A 23616-nucleotide genomic window follows, 5' to 3' on the forward strand; every position below is an offset into this window, starting at 1 on the left:
ACCTCAAAATGTAAGCGCTTCATGCGTTATTTTTGACAATCTCTCAACATCTTCCTTCTAAACCTCTTCGCCAGGCGGGGATTCCGCCCATGCCAAAGCTTGCCGATAGTCTTCGGGCCGGTTCATGTTGAAAGGAATCCGCTCCGCGGGAATGCCCGCCGCTCGGGCCATGGCCGCCCCGTCCGGATAGTCGGCCTTCAGGCCTTCGGTCCAGCGGGTTAGCTTGAGCTGCCCCTCCTTCAGCGTCCGTTCCAATCCCGGGAGTACGCTTCGGCGATAAGCCGCAAGCAGCGGCTGTTCCCTTCCTTCCACGACCGGAATCACGGCCTCTTTGCCTTCCTTCTCCGCCTGTAGGGTCCGTTCGGCCAGCCAGCGGACGGCTTCCCGGCCGGCAAACGGCATATCGCACGCCACGACTACGGACCAGGTCGTCGCTGCCGCCTTTAACCCCGCGTGCAGTCCGGCCAACGGACCCGCGCCGGGGAACGTGTCGGAAATCATCTCCGCCTCCAAATAGGAGTATGTCTCTTTGGGCCCTCCTGCGATCAAGACCGTTTCCGTTACTTGGCTTAATTCCTTAACGAGCTTTTCGATGACCGGGATACCCCCGATCGGCAGCAACGCCTTGTTTCGGCCCATTCGACTTGATCGCCCTCCGGCAAGAATAACCGCTGTTATCGCCATTATACAGCCTCCCCAAAATCTAAAAACTGGCAAAACAAAAAGAAGTTGGTTTGTATCCCCTTTCAGGTGTATGTTACATTGAGGACATAGTCATTTTTGCGCTTCACACCAAACTGGAGTCGGACAGAAAGGAATGGCACTCTTGCGGGACAAAACCCAACCCTATTCCACAATAAAACTGCCACTCGGGCTGCTTAACTTTTTCACTTACGGCACCATGGTCATCTTTGCCGCGTTCTTTCAATTATATTTGCTGGACATCGGCATGGACAAGCTCGAAATCGGCAGTCTGATGGCGGCCGGGCCGCTCGTTTCCCTGCTGGCTCACCCCTTTTGGAGATCTTTGAGCGATCGCGGGCGAAATATCCGCGTGATGCTCTTAATGATGATGGTTGGCCTGCTGATCGTCGGCCATCTTGTTTTTAAAGTGAACACCTACCCGATGCTGTATTTATCGATGATACTGCTGTTCTTTTTCCAGACCCCTCTGCTGGCTCATACGAACAGTCTCACCTTGGGGTATATCGAGGACATGGGGCAGAAATTCGGAGCCTACCGGTTATGGGGCTCTCTGGGATGGACCTTCGTCGCCCTTACGGCCGGACCGATCATCGACAGCGTCGGGCAAAACGGGATCTCCCTCCTGTTCAGCGTAACTTTGATGCTGGCGATCGGGTCCGCGCTTTTGCTGCCGACGATCCGCAAGACGACGAACACGCCGATCGTGACGCCCGTCCAAATTCGCCGGACGCTGCAAAACAAATACTTTGTCGCATTCGTGCTGTTCGGAGCGCTCGTCTCTTTGCCGAATGCCGTCAACAGCATTTTTTTGCCGCTGTTTATCAGCGATCTCGGAGGAACCCGGTTTCAAATCGGCGTTGCGTTCTTTCTTTCCACCCTATTCGAGGTGGGCGCTTTCGTTCTGCTGAATCTATTTTTGAAGAAAAAGCTGACTTACCTCATGGGCTGCCTTACCGTGGTAAGCCTGCTGTTTGCGCTGCGCTGGGATCTGATGGCCGGGGCGACAAGCCCGGTGCAGGTCATCCTGATCCAGGTGCTGCATGCCGTGACCTTCGGCGGCTTCTTTCACGTCGGCACCCGGCTGACCGCCTTGCTGCTCCCGAGGCCGCTTCGCTCCGCCGGACAGGCGGTCTACACGGTGGCTCTCAGCGGCATCACGGGTATCGTCGCGGGGCTGCTCGGCGGCTGGATTTTTCAAAACTTCGGGCCTGTGGTGATGTATAAGATGGGGGTCATTCTTACGGTCATCGGAGCCATCGGCTTTGGCCTGATGTGGAACCGTCTCGGTAAAAACGGATACGCCCCGGCCTTACCGCAGCCCGAAGAAGATTAACCTGAACTTGCCCGGTACCACCGCCATAAAAAAACAGGCCGGATCGCGTTACGCCCGCCCTAAGTGGACGGTTACGCCGCTGATTCCGAGCCTTTAATTTAAGTCTATATTATGAAATGCTTTTCAGATCAAGCGTTTCTTCCATTTTGTCATGTTTTGTTGAAGGAGGCGTCCCGCATTGGCCAATATCAAACAAATCGCCAAAGCCGCCGGTGTGTCCGTCACCACCGTGTCCCGGGTGCTGAACGCGCATCCTTATGTCAGCGAAAGCAAGCGGAAAGCGGTCGAAGAAGCCATCGAACGGCTGCATTACGCCCGAAATATGAATGCCGTGCATCTCGTCAAAGGCATGACGCAGACGATCGGCGTCATTCTTCCCCAGATCCAGACCGCCTATTTTTCCAAACTGATCGAAGGAATCGCCGCGGAGGCGCTTAAACATAACTATCAGTTAATGCTGTGCCAGACCGGTTACCGGCCCGAGGAAGAAATCAAAGTGCTCGATCTGCTGCGCAATAAACGGATCGACGGCGTCATCATCTGCTCGCGGTCTCTGTCGCTCGACCAAGTGGAGGACTATGCCGGATACGGCCCGATCGTCCTCTGCGAAGACGTTCGGCAGCGCAAGCTTTCCTCGGTCTACTACGATCACTATGCCAGCTTCCGAAACGCTATCCGCTACCTCTGGGACCGGGGACACCGCCGGATCGGTTTCACCCTGAACCGCCGGAACAGCCAAAACAGCCTGCGGCGCCGTCAGGCCTACGCCGATATTCTGCGGGAGCTTGGCGGCGAAGCGCGCGACGAATGGCTGCTGGACGGCTGCAGCGAAATCCGCGACGGCCGTCTCGTGGCCGATTGGCTGCTGCGCATGAAGGAACGGCCCACCGCCCTGCTGCTCACCGGAGATGAAATCGCAGCCGGATTCCTCGTCGCCATCAAGGAACACGGATTCGGCATACCGGAGGATGTCGCCATCGTCGGGTTCGATAACCAGCCGATCTCCGAAGTGTTCGGAATCACCACGATCGACAACCGCCTCATGGATATCGGCAAACAGGCTTTTCACATCGCTTATAGTCGAATCCAGGACCCGGCCCTGCCTCCGGTAACCGAGGAGCTTCAGTTCCGCCTGATTGAGCGCAGCAGCGTCTGACCCCGGGCCAACCCGATTTTCCTGGCGAGGATCGGCGGGCTAGCGATCTTTTTGTTGGGCGGCGTGCCGTCCCAGGGTTTGTTTTAGCAGAAACGGGGTGACTAATGTGGTCAAAATGACCACGATGACGAGGACCGTAAAGTACTTTTGCTGCAATAGTCCGCTCTCCAGCCCGATGGTAGCAATAATTAGCGCCACCTCCCCGCGCGACACCATCCCAGAGCCGATCCCGGCCGAAGATGACCACGAAAACCCGGTCAACTTGGCCCCGAGTCCGGAGCCGACCAGCTTGGTCAGCAGGGCCACCATGAAAAGAACGATCAGCAAGCCCCATTGCGATCCCAATCCTTCGAACGAAACGGAGAAGCCCACGCTTACGAAGAAAACCGGCACGAATATCGTATAAGCGATCGGCTCGAGTTTATGCTCCACTTCTTTTTTATAGTCGGTTTGCGAGATGGCCAAACCCGCCGCAAACGCCCCGATAATGCCCGCCACACCAAGCTCTTCGGCGACAAAAGCCAGAAAAAAGCAAAGGATCAGCCCGCCGCTGATGATCGACTCGGAAACCCGCAGCGGAGCCAGCCACTTCATGACCCATTTGCCTCCCTTCCAAATGAAGAATCCGGCGATGAGGAAAAAGATCAATTTCTTGCCGATGACGAGCGTCAAGTTGACTTCCTCCCCACCGAACAGGCTCATTACGAAGGCCAGCAGCACGACGACCAGAATATCGTCGATGATGGCCGCTCCGAGAAGCGTCGTACTTTCCCTGCTGTTCAACAAATTCAGATCTTTCAACGACTGGACGGAGATACTGACCGATGTGGCCGACAGCAACAGCCCCATAAATATCGCCTGGGAAACCGTCAGCCCAATCACAGCCCCCGTAATATAACCGCCGACAAAAGGTACGATGATTCCGCCCACAGCGACCGCCGTCGCCGACTTATAAGCTCGCTTTAAATCGTCCAGATCGGTCTCCAACCCGGCCATGAACATCAGTAAAAGCACGCCGATTTCGCTCAATTCCTCAATGATATGCGAATTTTCCACCCATCCGAGCAAAGCCGGACCAATCACAATCCCGACCAGCAGCTTCCCCACGACCGCGGGCTGGCCTAAGCGGGCACTCAGGTCCCCCGCCAGTTTCGTCGCCAATAAAATAATAAGAATCGTAAAAAAGAACATCCGCATCCCTCCACTATTTTTGTTTATCATGCCTAAAAAAGACAAAAAGGAGCCTGGTTTGACCAGGCTCCTCCATAAAAAACGAAATATTTGATTATTTAAATTCAAGCTAGCTACATTATACCATCTTACTTCGGAAGTTGAAACGAACTTTTCAGCGAAACGATCAAATTGAACACCGGATGCCCGGGTTTCGAGTATTTCGGGTCGACATTGAAATAACCGTGCCGGAAAAATTGGAACTTGTCATGCGGCTTCGCGTCCTTCATTCCCGGCTCTACGAAGCCATGCTTGATCGTCAGGGAGTTCGGATTGATCCGTTCCAGGAACGGCTTCTCCTCCGCCCCTTCATCCTCGGGCTCCTCATCCAGAATCAGCGGCTCATACAAGCGGAATTCCGCAGGCACGGCGGCGCTGGCGTCCACCCAATGGATCGTCCCCTTCACCTTTCGACCGGTAAACCCGCTGCCGCTCTTGGTTTCCGGATCATAGGTGCAGTGAATTTCCGTAACCTCGCCGTTCTCGTCCTTGATCACGTCATGGCATTTGATAAAGTAAGCGTGCTTCAAACGCACTTCGTTTCCGGGGAACAACCGGAAGTATTTACTTGGCGGATCCTCCATGAAATCATCGCGTTCAATATAGATCTCACGGGAGAACGGAATTTGCCGGTGACCCATCTCTTCGTTCTCGCTGTTGTTCTCGGCGTCGAGCAGCTCCGTTTGCCCTTCGGGATAATTCGTGATAACCACCTTCAGCGGATCGACGACCGCCATCGTACGCGGCGCCTTCAGCTTCAGATCCTCGCGGACAAAATGCTCCAGCATTTTAACATCGATCGCACCGTAGGCTTTGGAGATACCCGCTTCGTAAACGAATGCCTTGATCGCCTCCGGCGTATAGCCCCGGCGGCGAAGCCCCGAAATCGTCGGCATGCGCGGATCGTCCCAGCCGTCGACGATCCCTTCGTCGACCAGCATTTTGAGCTTCCGCTTGCTCGTGACGGTTTGCTCCAGGTTCAACCGGCCGAACTCATATTGACGCGGAACGTTCGGCATTTCCGTTTCGGCGATCACCCAGTCATAAAACGGACGTTGATCCTCGAACTCCGTGGTGCACAGGGAATGGGTCACGCCTTCGATCGCGTCCTCCAGCGGATGGGCATAGGAATACATCGGGTAAATGCACCATTGATCCCCCGTATTGTGATGGGTCGCATGCACAATCCGGTAAATGACGGGATCCCGGAGGTTGATGTTCGGCGACGCCATATCGATCTTGGCCCGTAGCACTTTCTCTCCGTCCTTGAATTCCCCGGCGCGCATCCGGGCGAACAGGTCGAGGTTCTCCTCGACCGACCGGTCCCGGTAAGGGCTGTTTTGCCCCGGCTCGGTCAGGGTTCCGCGGGTTTCGCGGATTTGGTCGGCGCTGAGGTCGTCCACATAAGCCTTGCCTTTTTTGATCAGCAGCACGGCCCGGTTGTACATCTCCTCAAAATAATTCGAGGCGAAATGGAGTTCTTCCCACTCGAAGCCGAGCCACTTCACGTCCTCTTTAATGGAGTTGACGTATTCGATATCTTCCTTGACCGGGTTCGTATCGTCAAACCGCAGATGGGTGCGGCCTCCGAATTCATCGGCCAGCGTGAAATTGATCCAGATGGCTTTCGCATGCCCGATATGCAAATAACCGTTCGGTTCGGGCGGAAAGCGGGTCACGATCTTGTCCACTTTGCCGTTCTTTAAATCTTCGGTAATGATATTTTTAATAAAATTGGGAGGGGTTAAATTGTTGTTCTCCACGGTGATCAACCTTTCCATTCATGGAATCTCTGCCAAAAGTTTCTCCGATTTTTCTTCTTCTAAATATACCGATATCTCGCCAAATGATCAATGGCCGGCCACGGGGCACCACATCAGGATATCATCCACGTAACGGCCGCCGATCCAAAACTCCTCGACCAGCCGCCCCTGTTCCACAAATCCGCACTTTTTATAAAAAGCCAGCCCTCCGGGATTGGACGCCAGCACGCGCAGGCACAACTTCCGGACGCCTCTTTCCGCGGCCATTTCCTTGATGGCCTCCATTAACGTCCGCCCTATCCCGCGTCCCTGGTAATCGGGGTGAACCGCGATATTGAGTTCGTACACGTGGCGGTTGCTCTCCAAAGGCGTGGGATAATCAAATCCCACATACCCGCATATCCGGTCTCCGACGCCGGCAATCAACTGGGTTCCTGGCGGGCATTTCTGGAGGTAGTGTTCTCGCGACTTCCAAACGATGGGGGTAGGGGAAGTGTTCTCCTCCCATACGAGCTTGTCCAGCTCCATCAAAGCCTCGGCATCCCGCATTTGCGACAGGCGGGTCCATATTATATCAGACATATATAGTAACTCCTTCCTAAGCTTATATATGCGTACCTTATGCTTACCTTTAAATGCTGTCCGCCAATTTGCCCCGGGCGCTTTTGTTAAGTGAGGAATGTACCACAAACGCGCTTACGGATAAGACGGAGATAATAACGGCCAGCCAGGCCACCGGCACAAAACCGTTCCAGTCAAACAGCACGCCCATGGCGTAAGGACCGACCACTTTTCCGGCCGCTCCCATCCCGCCGACGACGCCCAGATAGAAGGGCGCGGCCTTCCCCGTCCGGTCGGAAATAAACGAAGGAATGGCCGGTGAGATCAACATCTCGCCAAAGGTGGTCAGAATCATCGCCGCCACCATGCTGGGGTAAGTGGGGAAACACAGCATCGTGACATAGCCGAGAAAATAAAAGATGGCGCTGGCCGTAAGCTGCGCTTCCGACGAGCCTGCGAACGTCCGTTTAATCCATAAAATAAACGGTTGGCCGACAAAGATCAAGATCCCGTTCAGCGTCCAGAGTATACTGTAATTCCATTCCGGCATCCCCCGTGACATCGTAAAGGGCGAAACCCCGTTATTCCAGATACAATTGCCGAGCCACAGGAAAAAGGAGCCGATCCCCATAAACAGATAGACATTGTAGCGGCCCAGCAGCCTCCAGGTGTCTTGTCCCTCCGGGGTGGTCTTGCGTTTCGCGAGTTGGACCTCTCCCTCGCTTTTTTGAACTTTGTTCAAATAAAACCAGAAAAACAGCGCAAAACCGGCGGAGACCAGCCCGTTCAAAGTAAAGCTCATATTGTAAGAAATCTGCGCCAAAAAGCCGCTAAGCGCGGTCCCCAGCGCAACGCCGATATTGTTCGCCACATAGATGACATTGAACAATTCCCCCCGCCGCTCCGCAAATCGGAAGCCGATAAAGGCCTGGATCGCAGGCATGGACATCGCGTTGAAGAAACCGACGAGCCCCATCAACACGATAAACAGGGACCAGTTGCCGCTCCCGTACGGCAGCAGCAGGAGGAACATCGCGTACAGCCCCACTCCGCCGACGATCAGCTTTTTCACGCCCAGTTTATGATACAAGGAGCCGCCGAGAACTTGCCCGGCAATCCCTCCGAGGGACATAACCAAGATAACCAGACCGGCGTCCGTCACCGTGCGTCCCAGTACCTTGAATACGAACATCGTGATCAGTGGCCACATTAAAGAGCCCCCGGCCGAGCTGATCAGACTCGCCACCAGAAAAATTTTGACCTCCCGCGGATACGACTGCAACCATTTCATAGGCTTCTCTCCTCCTTTGCCCGCGCCACGCTTAACCCATAAAGTCATCCTTAAAAACACAAAAAGAAGCCCCTAAGGGCTTCTCCATACCATATACCATCACAGTGAATGTAACTATAATTACGCCCAGATTATCATAGTATCGCCGAAAAGGAGAAAGTCGGCAAGTACATCTATTGCCGCTTTACATCGACAGCGGTCGAGAAGAAGACGGCCCCTCCGCCCATATCGGCCAGCCGATCCGGCGTCAACGCATTGGCCCGGCTCCGTTTGCCGTCCCGATCCCACCATAGCCCCTGGCTGATGACGACGCCCGGCAGCATTTTGTCGGTCACGGCCGCGAGGGCTTCATAACTTCCCCGCTCATTCCATACGACGACCCGTTCCCCGTCCGCAATGCTCCGGGCCTCCGCGTCCTCCGGATGGATCTGCAGCGTAGGCTGCTTTTCCAGCGCGGTGAGCTTCTCCACATTGCCGAACGTGGAATTCAGGAAGCTGTGGTTCGGCGGCGAAATGAACATCAGCGGATACGCCTCCTGCGTTCCCGGCCGGTTCTCCCCGTCGTACCCTTCGCGCAGCGGCGTATAAGTCGGCAGCGGCGGCAGGCCCTCCTCCGCCATTTGGGCCGAATACAATTCGATCTTGCCCGAAGGTGTCGCCAAGTTGTCCAGATACCGCTCCTTGTGTGTCATGTCCAGCTTGATCATGCGCCGCTCTTTCAGACCTTCCAGCGTAACGGTCCGCAAATACGGGTTGGCCGGATAATCGAGCGCCTGGCGGATCAGATCCTCTTCCGTATCGCGGAACGCCGCCCCTTCAAAACCCATAGCGGCCGCCAGAAGACGAAATACTTCCACATTGCTTTTGCTCTCGCCCTGCGCAGGGATGACCGGCTCTTGAATTTGTACGTAGTGATGCCAATAAGAGGCGTAAAGGTCCGTATTTTCAAAGGTGGATGTGGCCGGCAGGACAATATCCGCATACTTGGCCGTATCCGTCAGGAACAGATCGTGCACAACGGTAAACAAGTCCTCGCGGCTTAAGCCGCGTTCCACCTTCCCGGTGTCCGGAGCGACGACCGCCGGGTTCGCACAGTACACGAACAGCCCATATATCGGCGGGTCCAGCGTCAGCAGCGCCTCGCCGATACGGTTCATGCTTATCGTCCGGGCCGCCGGATTCGGCCGCAGATCCGGGCGTTCCAACGCCTCCGCGTTCATTTTGTTATAACCCCCGTTAGACTTGTACGCTCCGCCGCCGGGAACGAGCCACTGCCCGGTCAGCGCCGGCAAGCAACTGATGGTCCGTACCGTCATTCCGCCGTTGTCATGGTGCTGGAGGCCGTTGCCGATATGGATGTACGCCGGAGAGGTTTCGCCGTACATGACGGCCAGTTGGACGATGTCATCCGCCGGCACGCCGGTGATCGCCGAAACGCGCTCCGGCGTGTACTGCTTCACATGCTCGCGCAGTTCGGCATAGCCGGTTGTGTAGCGCTCCATGAACGGTTCGTTGACGAGACCGCGTTCGAACAGAACATGCATCATACCGAGCGCAAGCGCGCTGTCCGTCCCCGGGTACAGCGGGATAAACCAGTCCGCCCGCTGCCCTGTGCGATTGCGGTGCACGTCGATGACCACAAGCTGCGCTCCCTGCTTGCGGGCCTTTTCGATCAAGGCGATCTGGTGCATGTTCGTACTGACCAAATTGCCGCCCCAAATGATAATCAGCTTCGCCTTAACCGTATCCTCCGGACTGGTGCCCCCGCCGAAGCCCATCGTATACTTCCAGCCGGCGCTTCCCGCGGAATTGCAAATCCCCTGCTGCAATTGGGACGACCCCAGCCGGTTGAAAAAGCGCCGGTCCATGCCGTCCACACTAAGAATCCCCATGTTGCCGTAGAAGCTGTACGGAAGAATGCTCTCCGGACCATGCTCTTTAATCAGCTTGCGATATCTATCGGCGATTTCGGCCAACGCCTCATCCCAACTGATCCGCTCGAACTTCCCCTCGCCTTTGCGCCCCACCCGTCTCAGCGGATAGAGCACGCGCTCCGGATGGTAGACCCGCTCGGTCATGTTCCGCACCTTGTTGCAGATGGCCCCCTGGGTAATCGGGTGGTCGGGGTTTCCCGTCACCTTGACGATTTTTCCGTTCTCTTTATGCAGCAGCAAACCGCAGGTGTCCGGGCAATCCAGTGGACACACCGCGGGAAAAATTCCGTTCTCCTCACGAATCATAACTTCGTCCCCCATCTCAAACTAGCAGATTCTATAATCTTAGAAAAAAGACGGAACGATGTCTACTGGTTCCCCGTAAGACATTATAGAAAGAGAGCATGAGAATACGCGCTCTCGCTCGAAAAGTACACATTCTCAAGCCCGCGGACCTCCAAATCGTATTGGGCCTATGGCGGTCAAGGTGTCGGTGCACTCCAATATCTCCAGCAACTCCAACCGATCCCGCTCCTTCAACTCCAAAAAGATGCAAATCTGCAGGTATTTTAGGCCGATTCCCGAGGGGATACGGAAAAAGATGCAAATCTGCAGGTTTTTCTAGCGATATGAGAGAAACGGGCCTACTTCGTCGAAAATTCCTGCAGATTTGCAGGAATTTTGAAATTGAGGTTCATAATAGGAATAAAACATGCAGATTTGCAGGAATTTTATGTTTAACCAAGGTTGCCTTCAGAGGGCACTGATAATAAGGAGGATTTCGGCGCTTTGTCCCTCGCATGCCCCTCTCGAACAGACACAGGAGGAGTAAGCGGGACCGGGTCTATAAAGGCATTACGCGCCGCTAATTTGTCGAATTCGCTTCATAAAGGTGAAATAGCGGTCTTTCAGCGTCTTATTTTTGGGAAAAACGGACCAAAACCCGATTTTGGGGTCCGGTGCCGGGAAATAGGCCCTTTTAGACCGCTATCTAACCGCGGAGCCGAGTCAGCCCGAAATAGCGCCTCTAAAGGCCGCTAATCCGAAAACTACATCAAAAAGACGGCCTCCCGCAGGAGACCGTCTCTCAATCGAGCCACAGCGGCAACCGGCTTCTTACGCGTGCTTGCTCACCGGCGCGGTCACGGCATCGCCGGCCGCCTCCGCTTTCTTTCCTCCGTCTTTCAGGTAAGCAGTCCAATAGGCTCCGGCGACGAACAGCGCGCCCCCCGTCAAGTTGCCGAGCCAAACCGGCACAAAGTTCTTGAGATATTCCCCCCAGGAGAAATATCCCTCGAAGATCGCTGCGGGAATCAGGAACATATTGGCCACGACGTGCTGAAATCCGATCGCGACAAAGGCCATCGTCGGGAACCAGATGCCGAGGATTTTACCGCTCATATTATCCGCTCCGTATGAAAGCCAAACGGCTAGCGCCACCAACCAGTTGCAGCCGATTCCGGACACAAAAGCCTGCAGGAAGCCGGCCTCCAGCTTATGCCCGGCCATCTCCACAAGCTTCTCCAAGTACACGCCATCCGAAGTCAAGCCGACGATATGACCGAAGAAGTAAGCGACAAACAGGGCGCCCACAAAATTGCTCAAGGTAATGAGTACCAGATTTTTGCACATCTCCCCGGTCGAAATCCTCCGGGCCATCCGCGACAACGGCACGGCCATCATATTTCCGGTCAACAGCTCTCCTCCGGCCAGCAGCACAAGGATCAGGCCGATCGGAAACACCGAGGCCCCGATAAAATTGGCGAAGCTGCCCCATTCTTTCGGCGCGCCGGCGATGACGCGAATATCCAGCAGGAACCCGAGCGCGATAAAGGCTCCGCCCAAAAAGCCGAGCACCAGCACCGTCAGCAGAGGATTGTGGGCTTTTTTCACCCCCATGTCAACCGTCACTTTCGCAATTTGATCCGGTTTGTTGTATGCCATTCTCTCCATTCTCCTTTAGAAGCAGTCCATGAACTGCGGTCTTTACGTTCATTGTATCTTGGCCCCTGGTACGGATAAGTAACATTAGTCACGTTACCGCTTTCAATAGTGAAATATTTCACGTAATATCCCTGCAAAAAAATGCTTTGTGCGACGTAATGCAATGAAGTATCTTGGACTTAGGAAAAAAACGGTAATACGGAAGGAAGGTGCAGGCATATGGATTCTCAACAAAACAGGTTGATGGAGCAACCCGACACGGAAACGCTGCTGCGAATGATTTTCCAATATGCGGCCAGGATCGCCAACGAGCGTCACCTTGACCGGATTCTGATGCATATGGCCGACCTGGGGCGGGGGATGATCGGGGCCGACCGCTGTACCGTCTGGCTGCTCGACCGTCAGAGAAATGAACTGTGGACCACGGCCGCTCACGGGGTTCGGGAGCTTCGGATCCCTGCCGATGCCGGGCTCGTCGGGCTCGCGGTCGCCACGGGCCAACCGTTGTTCATCGATGACGCCTACACGAATGAGCCCTACGGCCACCTTCTGAAACACGGTGCGCTCCGAACCGACAAAGAGACCGGGTACCGTACAAAAGCGCTGCTGGTCATTCCGTTCGGCAACAGCGAAGGCGAGATCATCGGCTGCTTCCAGGCGGTCAACAAATTGACCCCGCCGGGCGTTTTCACCGAAAAAGATTTGGAGTACCTTACGCTCGCCGCATCCTATTCCGGCAAATCCCTGGAATCGGCCATGCTTTTAAACGAAATCGAAGAGACGCAAAAAGAAATTATCCTCTCCATGGGCGAGATCGGTGAAATGCGCAGCCGGGAAACCGGGCACCATGTCAGAAGAGTCGCGGAATATTCCCATATCCTTGCGCTCGGCTACGGACTCCCGCCCGATCAGGCGGAGATGCTGCGCATCGCCTCTCCGATGCATGATATCGGAAAGGTCGCCATTCCCGACGCCATCCTCAACAAACCCGGCAAATTGACGCCGGAAGAGTTCTCCGTCATGCAGACCCATACCGAGATCGGTTATCGGATGCTGAAAAAATCCCCCCGCCCCCTGATGCAGACCGCGGCCATTGTCGCCCACCAGCACCACGAAAAATGGGACGGCAGCGGATATCCGCAAGGCTTGTCCGGCGAAAGCATCCACATCTTCGGTCGCATTACGGCGATCGCCGACGTTTTTGATGCGCTGGGCAGCGAACGTACTTACAAAAAAGCATGGCCTTTGGACAAAATTATTGCCCTGCTGCGCGAAGAACGCGGACATCATTTCGACCCGGCCCTCGTGGATGTCTTCCTCGATCGGTTGCCCGAATTGCTGGAGATTCGGCGGGCTTATACCGAAGACTAAAACAGCCGCCCCTGAATGCACCCGGGACGGCTGTTCGAAAACCATGGGAGGTAAAGTTAAAGTTAAACGGTAACGGCCTCGCGTGCCGGCACTTCCGGCAGCGCGGCCAAGCCGGCGCTGTTAAGGAAGTTCCACGGTTTGTTGTAATGCGGCTGGAAGAAGAAGTCGACGAAGGCCAGCTCCTCCATTTTCATGCCGTTTTGGATACAGACCGAAATGGTATTGATCGATTGGGTCAGATCGACTTTCGACATGATTTGAGCTCCGAGAATCCGGCGCGTGTCTTTTTCGTAAACAACCTTCAGCATGACCGGTTCATGCGTCGGCATAAACTCCGGACGGTAGTTGTCGGTAATCATGACCGCCTCCGCGTCGATGCCCGCTTCCTTCGCCGAGGCTTCCGTCATCCCGGTACCGGCAATATTGTCCTCATAAATTTTGATCCCTGATGTGCCTTGCGTTCCCATATATTTGACGGTCGGGGCAACCAGGTTGCGGGCAACCAGCGTTCCCATCCGAACCGCGTTGGTGGCCAGCGGAATGTAGGCGTGCTCCCGGGTCGGATTGTAAAAGACCGCGCAGCTGTCGCCCGCCGCATAAACATCCGGTTTGCTGGTCCGCATGTACTCGTCGACGATAATCGCGCCGTTGCCGAGCATATCCACTTGACCCTTCAACAGCTCGGTATTCGGGCGGAAGCCGATGCAGAGAATCACCAGGTCGGCTTTATATTCCCCGCGGTCCGTGACCACCGTGCTTACTTTTCCTTCACCGACAAACTTGGTCACCTTTTGGTTCAAAGCCAGCGTAATCCCGTGATCGCTCAACGATTGCTCGATTTTGTCCGTATATTCGGCATCGAGGTATTTGCTCAGGATGCGCTCTTCCGCATCGATCAGCGTCACTTGTTTACCGTTCAATTGGAAAGCTTCCACCAGCTCGACGCCGATGTAACCCGCGCCAACCACAACGATATTATTGGCTTGTTTCGACTTTTCTATAATGGTGTTCGAGTGATTGAAATTTTTCGAGAGCAGGATGTTTTCGAGCTCAATGCCTTCAAATTTAGGGACGACCGGCCACGATCCCGTCGTCACGATCAACTTGTCGAACGTATCTTCAAACTCGGTTCCGTTCTCCAGATTGCGGGCGCGCAGCGTCTTGCTCTCCGTATCGACCGCGATGACTTCATGCCGCATGTTCGTTTTGACGCCCAATTCCGCGAGTTGGGCCGGCGACGAATAAAACAGACCCTGCGGGTCCTTAACCATTCCCCCTACATAGAGGGCAATCCCGCACGAAAGGAAAGAAATATTATCATTGCGTTCGTAAACGGTGATCTCGGCTTCGGGATAAAGCTTGGCGGTATTTACAATAGCTGCGGTTCCTGCGTGGGTACATCCGATCACGGCGACTTTCATGGTTTCTTCCTCCTCAATTTCCCATCGTCCTTAAAATCGTAACGATCAGGGTTATCTCTTGTGAAATATGTCACTTATAACATAACGACTTTGTGATTTCGTTCACCTTATGACTCTATTATAGTGTGACATTTTTCACATTGCAAGTGGCAAACGGGATATTCTTGAAATATTAACAATTTAAAATAAAATTTTAAGCACTAAGAGTCGGCGGCTTTGTAGCTTCATCTTCCGGGGTCTGTCTTCTCGGGGCAAAATACCGCTATCTCTATTGTTCCAGCTCCCGCACAAAATTACCCGCCGAATAACAGAAAAACCGGCCGGTGATTTCCGGTCGGTTTTCCTTTTCTTATTTGGCGCCGGCGCGGCTCCCTGCCGAGCGCATCAACCATAGGAAGTACGGCGCGCCGAGCAGGGCCACAACCAGGCCGGACGGTATTTCCTTGGGCGCGAGCAGCACCCGCCCCACCAGATCCGCAAGCACCAGGAATACGGCCCCCAGCAGGGCCGAGAGCAGAATCAGCTTGCGGTTCGCGTTCGGCACGAGCAAGCGGGCCGCGTGCGGCGCCAGCAGGCCGACGAAGCCGACGGTGCCGACCGTCGCGACGGCCGACGCCGCCAGCGCCGCGCCCAGCAGGCCGCCGAGCAGACGCGTCCGCTCCGCGGAGACGCCGAGGTTGATCGCGGGGGCGTCCCCGAGCGCGAGCAGGTCCAGCCGGCGGGCCAGCACCCAGGCGAGCGGCAGCAGCGCCAGCGGCCAGGCGAACAGCCAGGCCAGCTCCTCCCAACCGCGGGCATAGGTACTGCCCGAAAGCCAGGTGAGCGCCGAGGCCACCCGCAGCTGGGCCTTGACCACCAGCGCCTGAATGCCGGCGGAAGCGAAGGCGGACACCGCCATGCCGATCAGCGCCACTTTGGCCGGCTGCAGCCCGCCTTTGCGGCTGATCGCGAAGATCACCAGCGCCGCGCCCACCGCGCCGGTGAAAGCCGCCGCCGGCACGAGCGCGCCCGGCAGCTGGGGCAGCGCAATCAGGAAGACGAGCGCGCCCAGGCCGGCGCCGGACGTCACGCCGATCACCGAAGGATCGGCGAGCGGATTGCGCACGACGCCCTGCAGCAGCGTCCCGCTCCCGGCCAGCGAGGCCCCGGCGAGGGCCGCGATCAGCAGGCGAGGCAGCCTCGTTTCGATCACCATGTAATGGGTGATCTTGCTCGCCTCGCCGCGAAACGCGGCCCACACTTCCGGCAGCGGCACGGTCTTGCCGCCGAAGACGAGGCCGGCGCCCAGCGCGAGCAGCAGCAGAAGCCCCGCCCCCGCCAGCAGGGCGGGGTAGGGCAGGGAGCGGCGGAAGCCCGCTCCCATGCCGGAGGAGGCGCCCTGCACGTCGCCGCGCGTCGGCTTCATGCGGTACACGAGCCAAACCAGCCACGGCGCGCCGAGCGCCGCCGTCGCGGAGCCGGCCGGCAGCAGGCCGAAGGCCGGCTCCAGCAGCAGCACGGCCAGATCGGCCGCCACCAGCACGATCGCCCCCCAGATCGCTGCGCCCGGGATCAGCAGCCTATGGCGGTGCAGTCCCATCAGGCGCAGCAAATGCGGTGCGATCAGGCCGACGAAGCCGATCGGCCCCACTGCGCTGACCGTGACCGCAGCCAGCAGTACGGCGGTCAACACGCTGATGGTACGCGTCGCGGCGATACGCTGGCCCAGCGATTTGCCGACCTCCTCGTCCATCAGAAGGACGTCGAGGTTGCGGCTGAACAGCGCGGCAAGCAGCAGCCCGCCCGCAACCCACGGCCAGATCGCCGTAACGTTCTGCCAGTCGTTCTGAATGAGCGAGCCGGATCCCCACAGGAACAGGCCCGCCGTTTCATTCTCAAACAGCAATTGCAGCGTTCCGGTCAACGACGAAAGCACTAGCGTCAGGGACATGCCCCCCAAGGCCAAGCGAACGGGTCCGCTCTGCCCCCTTCCGGCCAGCAGGAACACGATCGCCCCGGCAAACAGCCCGCCGGCCATAGCGGTCAACAGCGGAAATCCGCCCATCAGCGAAGGAAAGAATATCGTCGCCACCACGACCGCCAAATAGGCGCCCGCATTAATGCCCAGCGTTCCGGCGGAGGCGAGCGGATTGCGCGTTAATGTCTGAAGCAGGACGCCGGCTACGGAAAGCGCGGCTCCCGCCAGAGCCCCCATCACGGCCCGGGGAAGGCGGACCCCCCGGACGATTTGATGAAGCGGATCCTCCGCGGCCGGGTGAAACAGCGCATCCCCGATCAGGGCGAGGGAAATGCCCGCGGTGCCCTGCGTAATTTGCAAACATAGCAGCAGCGCCAGAATCAGCGGGCCCGCCGCAAACACAAGAAAAAGCGAACCCCGGGGGGTCCGCTTCTGAGGGGCTGCCGGTACCGATTTTTGCGAAGTTACCCCGGTCACCGTCCTCATGGCGCGATCACAGAGACGGCTTTATCGACGAGCGTTTTTGCCGACAACGGTCCGCCGAACACCCATGAGTCTCCCCCCAGCGGATAGGTGCGGTTCTCCTTGACAAAGTTCAGGTTTTTCCAAACCTGGTTCTCCTTCATATACGTTTCAAACACATTATCGTCCTGCTGCACGATATACAAAAAGTCGGAGTCCTGCACGGCGGGAAACGCTTCGACCGATTTCTCGGCATAACCGTACACTTCAAACGCCGGATCCTTAAACGCGTTTTGCAGGCCGATTTTATTCAGGATCTGGATCGCCATCGAGTTGTCGGTAAAGATGCGGAACACCGGAGAATTCTGATTACTGAAGGCTTGAACGAGAGTAACCTCGGCATTCTCTTTGCCCGCCGCCTTGATTTTCTCAGCGGCTTCTTGATAGGTTTTGTCCAAATCTGCCAGCACCTGTTTGGCTTCCTCCTGCTTGCCCACCACATTGGCGATCGTATTGAACGTATCGATCATTTCCTGATACTGATCCACGCCGTTCTTCTCATCTTGATAAGGGCTAAATGCCAACGTTGGCGCAATTCCCTCCAGCTTGTCGTAAATATCCTTCGACCGGAAATCCGTGGTGATAATCAAATCGGGCTCCAGGGCCATGATCGCTTCCAGGCTTGGCTCCTGACGCGTCCCTACATCCTGAACGCTGTCATCCAGTCCCGGGGTCGTATTGACCCAGGTTTGATATCCCTTCACGTCCGCCACCCCAACGGGCTGAATGCCCAAGGCGAGCAAATCCTCGGCATACGTATATTCCAGCGCGACGATCCTTGTCGGAGTCCCTTCGATATGGGCCGTTCCCAAGGCATGCTTGATCTCCAGGCCTCTCCCGATATCCACTTTGGCATCCGCGCCTTTGGGTTCGGCGGAATTCACCGGGGATGTCCCCTTCCCGGCCGAATTCGCGGCCCCCGCGTCCTGGTTGGCGTTTCCGCAGCCCGCCATCATGAATACCAGCATCAGCACGGCCATCCACCCTATGATTCCATTTCGTTTCCCTATTTGTAACGGCATATTAACGACATCCCTTCCGATTTCCATTATGTAAAAAGAGCCGCTACCCCTTAGAGGCCGCAGCCACCAAAATTTCTTGACGCTTGGCTTCCCGTTCTTCCTTCGAAAGTTTGGGGCAGCCGTAACAATAGCCATGGCCGGAGTCCGTCCGGTACGCCAGACAGCAGGTCGGTTTCATCCGGGTCTGTTCCCCGGGCCGGTAAGGATCGTCAAGCCAGACGGCCTTCACGTCGAACGGATTCCGTTTCAGACCGAACCATTCCGCCCCCAACCGCTTACTGAAAAAAACATACTGCTCGCCGAGCCGTTCCTTCAGCGGTAAATCGCTCGATTGGTCCGCCAAGTAGTTCAAATAAAACTCGACCCCGAGCGGCATCTGCCCCCAGACTTGACCGAGCGGCAGACCGGAGAGCGATGCGGCCGTCTCCAAAACCGGACGGAGGGTATCCTTCACGAATTCGCCCAATACGCGCTCGCGCCAGGTCTCCTTCGGTCCGGCCGGCCAAGGAAGCGTGTCGCTTCGCTTCAGCACGAAAAAAAACCGCGGATAATCATTTACTATGTCAATCTGAATAGTAAGGTTAGATAGCGAAAAATCCACTCTGCCGTCGCATGCCTCGAGCATGTACAGCAGAGCGGCGGGAACCACGCGCCAACAGGCGGCGTAATAGGTCGAAGCGACCTGGATATCCCGTCCTTTAATCTGTTCCTGGTAAACGGTGAGCAGTCGCAGAGCTTGCTCGGGCTCGGACAGCCGTTCCGCCGAAACCGTGACAAGCGCGTTCTCCCTCTCTTCCGTCACGATGGAGAGCGCGCGGTCCAGCAGCTCAAAATTGATCGTCATCTTGAATACCCTCCCGATCTTTAAACCGCCATCCCTAAAGGATGGATGCTACTTTACCGTCCAGAATCCCCTTCTTCCCGGCCCGTACCCGGCCCTCCGTCGCCGCGCGGTAGAGCTCATAAGGCAGACACAGCGGCACCCCGCTGCGAGGGTCGGTGACAATATCCGCTTCGATACCGAACACTTCACGCAGCACCTCGGAGGTCACCACTTCTTCGGGAGCTCCCACCGCGATCGCCTGGCCTTTCTTAATGGCGATCATGTGATGCGCGTATCTCGCGGCATGGTTCAAGTCGTGCACCACCATCACGATGGTTCGCCCCGATTCCGCGTTCAATTCCTCCAGCAGCTGCAGCACTTCCAGTTGATGCGCCATATCGAGGAACGTGGTCGGCTCATCCAGGAACAAAATATCCGTCTCTTGAGCCAGGGCCATGGCAATCCAGGCCCGTTGACGCTGTCCGCCGGACAGATGCTCCAATGCCCGGTCGCTGAATTCATTCATGCCCGTTGCCTCGATTGCCCAGTTGATGACGTCCCGGTCCTCCGACTTCAAACCCCCGAAGCCTTTTTGATGCGGAAACCGCCCATAGGATACCAGTTCATAAACCGTCAACCCTTCGGGCGCCGTTGGGTTTTGCGGCAGTATCGCCAATTGTTTGGCGACTTCACGGGTGGACTGCTTGTGAATCGACTTTCCGTCCAGCAGTACACTGCCGCCTTTAGGATGCAAAATGCGGGCCATCGTCTTCAAAATCGTCGATTTCCCCGAGCCGTTGGCTCCGACCAAAGCCGTTATTTTCCCTTGCGGGATGGATATATTCAGGTCCTGAACGATCAACCGGTCCTCATAAGCGATATCCAAATGCGAGGTGTTCAACGTCGCCATCATTCATCTTCCTTTCGTGTCTATGACCTGAAATCGGGATAACGCACCGAACCCGACCTTTATCTTTAATGTCTTTATCTTCTTCATCGGATCTTCATCATCTCTTCTTTTTAAAGATACTGATAATCATTATCATTTGTCAATAAGAACTTCTTCCTCAAACGCAAAAAGGACGCCCAAAAGGCGCCCGGATCGTACTTTGCCTATATTCCGCACATTTATTTGCCTAAGCGGGCTTAAAAGTCACTTAATAGCCGCTTATGCTGTTTAATGTGCTTTTTGTGCCAGTCTGACCAGCATATGGGCCAGCGCATGGCGATGCTCCTGATCGCCGGCATTCCACAACTCCTGCAGCAGCTTCTCCTCGCGGTTGCGCGGATCTTCCTTGGCGGCCAGGTAGTTGCCGACCTTCTCGGCGGCCTGCGCCATCGTTTCTTCGCTCATCCCCATGCTTTGGGCGAGTTTGACCCGCTCTCCCAGGTATTTTTTAAACGATTCGAAACTCTGCAAAATCTCTTCCTGCCGCTCATCATCAATCCGGTTGAGGGCATCATCCACTTTTCCCAGCGCCACTTCGCCGTCTTTGTTCACCACATGGTTGTGTTCGGACATGCTGATCGCCTCCTTGAATGAGTTATGCGGTTCGTTACTACATAACCCGTTCACGGAACGATGAACCAGAATAGCGCGTTGGAATTGCCGCCCGTCAAGTTAAGGGTTCGCGGAAACCGGCACGGCGTCGTAATACTCTTCCAGCGTGATCTCGCGCTCAACGATATCCGCGGCGATCTCCTTGCCTACATAACGCAGATGCCAAGGTTCGTATTTATATCCGGTGATATTTTCTTTTCCTTCCGGATAGCGAATGATAAACCCGTATTTATGCGCGTACTTTGCCAGCCAATCGGCTTCCTTGGTACCGCCGAAACAATCTTCGGCCGCACATTTTCCGTCGCTGCCGCTCACATCGATCGCCAATCCGGTCTCATGTTCGCTGTGCCCGGGAACGGCGCTGTAGGTTTTGGCTTTCTCCAGCCCGTCCTTTTTCACATATCGGTTAAAAAGCGATGTCTGCGTGCTGTGCGACCGATAAGCCGAAACGCCGGCCAGGTAAATGTTGTCTTTCTCGGCTCCCGCAAACAGCTCCTCCAGCGCGGAGGCCGCTTCTTTGCGCATTTTTCGCTTCTCGATCTTCTCCTTAAACGTAAAACGGACATCCGGATAGACCAGGTCCTCCGGCTTGTAATCCTCCGGCAGCGCATACTCCTTGTTAACCAGCACCGCAACACTCTCCGGGTCCGCTGCAGTGGCTTTGCTTCCGCCCTTCGCATCGTCCGCCGAGCCCTGCAGCTCAGAATGGCTTTGGTTCTTCGTCCCGCTACCCGCTTTACTTCCGGCCTTTACGGTGTCCGCGTCAGTAGAATTGGCGGCGGAATTCCCTGCGGCTTCATCGCCGGTGCCGTTGCCCGTATTTCCGGCGTTTCCAGCGTTTCCAGCATTTCCGGTATTCCCCGCATTTCCGGCATCTTCCGTAACGCCCGAGTTCGACGTTTTAGCCGTGTTCGGAATGTCGCTGGCGCAAGCGCCAAGAAGCATAGTCATTAGAACAAAGACAAGAGCGTATCCCACTCCCTTGCCCGTCCGGTTTCTCATCTCGATTCCTCCCATATAAGTTTGCGGTTTCTCTCTATACAGACGTGCCGATGTTTTAATAAGTTACCGCTGCCCGTTTTTTTCCACAATACCTCGTGCTTCATCAGACAAACTTGATTACATATAAACCCTGCTTGTCCGCCATTTTTCTGTTCGGAGCAAAAATGGTTATGACTCCTGCAATTCCAGGATAACAGCCATCTATTACGCCGCGAATTTGCCGAATTTGGCTCATTGAAGCACTGACGTTGCATTAAACCTGACATAGTGCTGCCGGTCCGCAACTTTTTCTGGCCGTCCGTTATAATAGCGGCGGTTTGGGCCGCTATTTCGCCCAGATTCGCTTTTTCGGGAAGAATAGCGGCCAAAAGGGGCCCTATTTCTCTAGTACGAGCCCAAAAATCCGGTTTTTGCCCGACTTTCTCTAAAATAAGGCCCCAAATGACCTCTATTTCACCTCGAAGAGCCAAATTCGACAAAATAGCGCCGCAAAAGGCCCTTATCCACCGGCCTGGCTTCAAAGGGAGGCGGTTACGGCCATTGGCCCCCACGCCCCACGAGCTCAGGCGAACTTCGCAAAAGCTCCTAGCGTCCCCGGCGGCCGCCGTCATTCCGGCCGCGCCGCCCGCCCTGCTGCTCCCGGCCGCCACCGCGTCGGCCGCGCCCGGATGCCGCGCTGCCATCGCTCCCGCGCTTGGCGCCGCCTCCGCCGCGGCTGCCGCCTTGGCCGCGCGAGCCGCCCTTGGCGGGCGCCGTGTCCGGCTTCCGCCGGCCGGCGGAAGCCCCTTCCCCGCGGCGCTCGCCTTGCGCGCGGCCGCGCTCCGCCGCTTCGTCGGCGCCGCGGCGGTTCTGGGCGACGTTGCCGACGGCCTCCACGCCGCCCTTCTCATACCGCCGCCGCTCCAGGCGGCGGGAAATGCCGCGCTCGATGTTGCGGAGCGCTTCCACATCCTTCGGGGCCGCGAAGGTCACCGCGATCCCTTTCTCCCCGGCCCGGCCCGTCCGGCCGATCCGGTGAATGTAACTTTCGACGTCCTGCGGGATGTCGTAGTTGAACACATGCGTCACGCCCTCGACATCGATGCCCCGGGCGGCGACGTCCGTCGCCACCAGCAGCTCGAGCTTGGCCTCGCGGAAGGCGCGCATCACTTGCTCGCGCTTGGACTGCGACAAGTCCCCGTGCAGCTCATCCGAAGCGAATCCGGCTGCTTGGAGCGCCTCATTCAGCGTGCTTGCCCGCCGCTTCGTCCGGCAAAAGATCACCGCCAGATACGGCCGGTGCTGGCGGATCATCGCGATCAGCGCCTCCTGCTTGGTGCGGTCGGTGCATTCCACGAGAATCTGCTGGATGCTGTCCAGCGTCACCCGCGACGTTTCCGCGATACGGATATCCCGGGGCTGCTGCATATACGTTCTAGCCAGGTGCCTTACGTTATCGGGCATCGTCGCCGAGAACAGCATCGTCTGGCGGCTGCGCGGCACTTGGCGGATAATCTCCTCCACTTCCGCCAAAAAGCCCATGTGCAGCATCTGATCCGCTTCGTCCAGCACCAGCATGCGCACAGCGCCCAGGGTGAGCGAGCCGCGGCGCAAGTGGTCGAGCAGCCGTCCCGGGGTGCCGATCACGAGCTGCGCGCCGTTCTGGAGCTTACGGAGCTGCCGCTCCACATCCTGGCCGCCGTAGGCGGCGAGCACAGACATCCCCTCGCGGGCGTCGGCCAGCTTGCGAGCTTCCACCGTAATCTGCAGAGCGAGCTCACGCGTCGGAGTAATGATGAGCGCCTGTGCTTCCGGACGGTCGGCCCGGATCTTCTCCATGATCGGCAGCAGAAAAGCCAGTGTTTTTCCCGTACCCGTCTGGGCCTGGACAATCACGTCCTCACCGGCAAGGAGCTCGGGAATCGCCTTTTCCTGCACCGGAGTCGGATTCACGATCCCTTGTCCCCGCAATATTTGCAAAATGGCCTTCGAGAGACCCATACTTTGAAAAGTCGCCAAAAAATTCACCTCATTAGTTAGT

Annotated in this window: 18 protein-coding genes; 3 read left to right on the forward strand and 15 right to left on the reverse strand. The window is 56.5% G+C overall.

Annotation, left to right across the window (positions count from 1 at the left end; all coding sequences use genetic code 11):
• Positions 1–57: 57 nt before the first annotated feature.
• Positions 58–684, reverse strand: a complete 627-nt coding sequence (locus LBW89_RS13670; protein ID WP_148453062.1) for a molybdenum cofactor guanylyltransferase — start codon at positions 682–684, stop codon at positions 58–60.
• A gap of 133 nt (positions 685–817) precedes the next feature.
• Here LBW89_RS13670 and LBW89_RS13675 point away from each other — a divergent pair, with 133 nt between their 5' ends.
• Together LBW89_RS13675 and LBW89_RS13680 are read left to right on the forward strand one after the other, a co-directional pair.
• Positions 818–2038: an MFS transporter gene (locus LBW89_RS13675; protein ID WP_225039350.1), complete on the forward strand. Its 1221-nt coding sequence runs from the start codon at positions 818–820 to the stop codon at positions 2036–2038.
• A 178-nt stretch (positions 2039–2216) separates the two neighbouring features.
• Positions 2217–3194 carry a LacI family DNA-binding transcriptional regulator gene (locus LBW89_RS13680; protein ID WP_225039351.1) on the forward strand — a complete coding sequence of 326 codons (978 nt, stop codon included), beginning with the start codon at positions 2217–2219 and terminating at the stop codon, positions 3192–3194.
• Positions 3195–3233: 39 nt separating this feature from the next.
• Here the strand turns inward: LBW89_RS13680 and LBW89_RS13685 are convergent, their stop codons facing one another.
• From LBW89_RS13685 to LBW89_RS13710, 6 genes are all read right to left on the reverse strand, one after another.
• Positions 3234–4385, reverse strand: coding sequence for a cation:proton antiporter (locus LBW89_RS13685; protein WP_225039352.1), 1152 nt, complete (start codon positions 4383–4385; stop codon positions 3234–3236).
• 128 nt (positions 4386–4513) lie between these two features.
• Positions 4514–6205 (reverse strand): glutamine--tRNA ligase/YqeY domain fusion protein, encoded by a 1692-nt coding sequence (locus LBW89_RS13690; RefSeq protein WP_213507654.1) that lies wholly within the window; start codon positions 6203–6205, stop codon positions 4514–4516.
• 69 nt (positions 6206–6274) lie between these two features.
• Entirely contained in the window at positions 6275–6769 is a 495-nt protein-coding gene (locus LBW89_RS13695) for a GNAT family N-acetyltransferase (protein ID WP_148453073.1), read from the reverse strand.
• 49 nt (positions 6770–6818) lie between these two features.
• Positions 6819–8039 carry an MFS transporter gene (locus LBW89_RS13700; RefSeq protein ID WP_225039353.1) on the reverse strand — a complete coding sequence of 407 codons (1221 nt, stop codon included), beginning with the start codon at positions 8037–8039 and terminating at the stop codon, positions 6819–6821.
• A 173-nt stretch (positions 8040–8212) separates the two neighbouring features.
• Entirely contained in the window at positions 8213–10279 is a 2067-nt protein-coding gene (locus tag LBW89_RS13705) for a molybdopterin-dependent oxidoreductase (RefSeq protein ID WP_225039354.1), read from the reverse strand.
• An 810-nt stretch (positions 10280–11089) separates the two neighbouring features.
• Positions 11090–11917, reverse strand: coding sequence for a formate/nitrite transporter family protein (locus tag LBW89_RS13710; RefSeq protein ID WP_225039355.1), 828 nt, complete (start codon positions 11915–11917; stop codon positions 11090–11092).
• A 219-nt stretch (positions 11918–12136) separates the two neighbouring features.
• Here LBW89_RS13710 and LBW89_RS13715 point away from each other — a divergent pair, with 219 nt between their 5' ends.
• Complete coding sequence (locus tag LBW89_RS13715; protein WP_148453080.1) at positions 12137–13288, forward strand: HD domain-containing phosphohydrolase; 1152 nt, start codon at positions 12137–12139, stop codon at positions 13286–13288.
• A gap of 62 nt (positions 13289–13350) precedes the next feature.
• Here the strand turns inward: LBW89_RS13715 and LBW89_RS13720 are convergent, their stop codons facing one another.
• From LBW89_RS13720 to LBW89_RS13755, 8 genes are all read right to left on the reverse strand, one after another.
• Positions 13351–14709: an FAD-dependent oxidoreductase gene (locus LBW89_RS13720; protein WP_148453082.1), complete on the reverse strand. Its 1359-nt coding sequence runs from the start codon at positions 14707–14709 to the stop codon at positions 13351–13353.
• Positions 14710–15058: 349 nt separating this feature from the next.
• Complete coding sequence (locus LBW89_RS13725) at positions 15059–17068, reverse strand: iron ABC transporter permease (RefSeq protein ID WP_225039356.1); 2010 nt, start codon at positions 17066–17068, stop codon at positions 15059–15061.
• An 80-nt stretch (positions 17069–17148) separates the two neighbouring features.
• A complete protein-coding gene (locus tag LBW89_RS13730) occupies positions 17149–18210 on the reverse strand; it encodes an ABC transporter substrate-binding protein (protein ID WP_225039357.1) in 1062 nt (353 codons plus the stop codon).
• Positions 18211–18253: 43 nt separating this feature from the next.
• Positions 18254–19054: a (2Fe-2S)-binding protein gene (locus LBW89_RS13735; protein ID WP_225039358.1), complete on the reverse strand. Its 801-nt coding sequence runs from the start codon at positions 19052–19054 to the stop codon at positions 18254–18256.
• A gap of 34 nt (positions 19055–19088) precedes the next feature.
• Positions 19089–19943 carry an ABC transporter ATP-binding protein gene (locus LBW89_RS13740; protein ID WP_148454475.1) on the reverse strand — a complete coding sequence of 285 codons (855 nt, stop codon included), beginning with the start codon at positions 19941–19943 and terminating at the stop codon, positions 19089–19091.
• A gap of 267 nt (positions 19944–20210) precedes the next feature.
• On the reverse strand, positions 20211–20555 hold the full coding sequence (locus tag LBW89_RS13745) for a DUF3243 domain-containing protein (protein WP_225039359.1): 345 nt from the start codon (positions 20553–20555) through the stop codon (positions 20211–20213).
• A 99-nt stretch (positions 20556–20654) separates the two neighbouring features.
• Complete coding sequence (locus LBW89_RS13750) at positions 20655–21596, reverse strand: D-alanyl-D-alanine carboxypeptidase family protein (protein WP_225039360.1); 942 nt, start codon at positions 21594–21596, stop codon at positions 20655–20657.
• A 585-nt stretch (positions 21597–22181) separates the two neighbouring features.
• Positions 22182–23576, reverse strand: a complete 1395-nt coding sequence (locus LBW89_RS13755; RefSeq protein WP_225039366.1) for a DEAD/DEAH box helicase — start codon at positions 23574–23576, stop codon at positions 22182–22184.
• Positions 23577–23616 lie beyond the last annotated feature (40 nt).

Source organism: Paenibacillus sp. alder61, from assembly GCF_020179875.1.
Taxonomy (GTDB): domain Bacteria; phylum Bacillota; class Bacilli; order Paenibacillales; family Paenibacillaceae; genus Fontibacillus; species Fontibacillus faecis.

What these genes read in the sequence shown, in the direction of transcription:
- LBW89_RS13670 (WP_148453062.1), bottom strand. Translation starts at nt 684, where the DNA reads ATGGCGATAACAGCGGTTATTCTTGCCGGAGGGCGATCAAGTCGAATG.
- LBW89_RS13700 (WP_225039353.1), bottom strand. Translation starts at nt 8,039, where the DNA reads ATGAAATGGTTGCAGTCGTATCCGCGGGAGGTCAAAATTTTTCTGGTG.
- LBW89_RS13730 (WP_225039357.1), bottom strand. Translation starts at nt 18,210, where the DNA reads ATGCCGTTACAAATAGGGAAACGAAATGGAATCATAGGGTGGATGGCC.
- LBW89_RS13720 (WP_148453082.1), bottom strand. Translation starts at nt 14,709, where the DNA reads ATGAAAGTCGCCGTGATCGGATGTACCCACGCAGGAACCGCAGCTATT.
- LBW89_RS13715 (WP_148453080.1), top strand. Translation starts at nt 12,137, where the DNA reads ATGGATTCTCAACAAAACAGGTTGATGGAGCAACCCGACACGGAAACG.
- LBW89_RS13740 (WP_148454475.1), bottom strand. Translation starts at nt 19,943, where the DNA reads ATGGCGACGTTGAACACCTCGCATTTGGATATCGCTTATGAGGACCGG.
- LBW89_RS13685 (WP_225039352.1), bottom strand. Translation starts at nt 4,385, where the DNA reads ATGTTCTTTTTTACGATTCTTATTATTTTATTGGCGACGAAACTGGCG.
- LBW89_RS13755 (WP_225039366.1), bottom strand. Translation starts at nt 23,576, where the DNA reads ATGGGTCTCTCGAAGGCCATTTTGCAAATATTGCGGGGACAAGGGATC.
- LBW89_RS13690 (WP_213507654.1), bottom strand. Translation starts at nt 6,205, where the DNA reads ATGGAAAGGTTGATCACCGTGGAGAACAACAATTTAACCCCTCCCAAT.
- LBW89_RS13695 (WP_148453073.1), bottom strand. Translation starts at nt 6,769, where the DNA reads ATGTCTGATATAATATGGACCCGCCTGTCGCAAATGCGGGATGCCGAG.
- LBW89_RS13735 (WP_225039358.1), bottom strand. Translation starts at nt 19,054, where the DNA reads ATGACGATCAATTTTGAGCTGCTGGACCGCGCGCTCTCCATCGTGACG.
- LBW89_RS13710 (WP_225039355.1), bottom strand. Translation starts at nt 11,917, where the DNA reads ATGGCATACAACAAACCGGATCAAATTGCGAAAGTGACGGTTGACATG.
- LBW89_RS13675 (WP_225039350.1), top strand. Translation starts at nt 818, where the DNA reads ATGGCACTCTTGCGGGACAAAACCCAACCCTATTCCACAATAAAACTG.
- LBW89_RS13750 (WP_225039360.1), bottom strand. Translation starts at nt 21,596, where the DNA reads ATGAGAAACCGGACGGGCAAGGGAGTGGGATACGCTCTTGTCTTTGTT.
- LBW89_RS13745 (WP_225039359.1), bottom strand. Translation starts at nt 20,555, where the DNA reads ATGTCCGAACACAACCATGTGGTGAACAAAGACGGCGAAGTGGCGCTG.
- LBW89_RS13705 (WP_225039354.1), bottom strand. Translation starts at nt 10,279, where the DNA reads ATGATTCGTGAGGAGAACGGAATTTTTCCCGCGGTGTGTCCACTGGAT.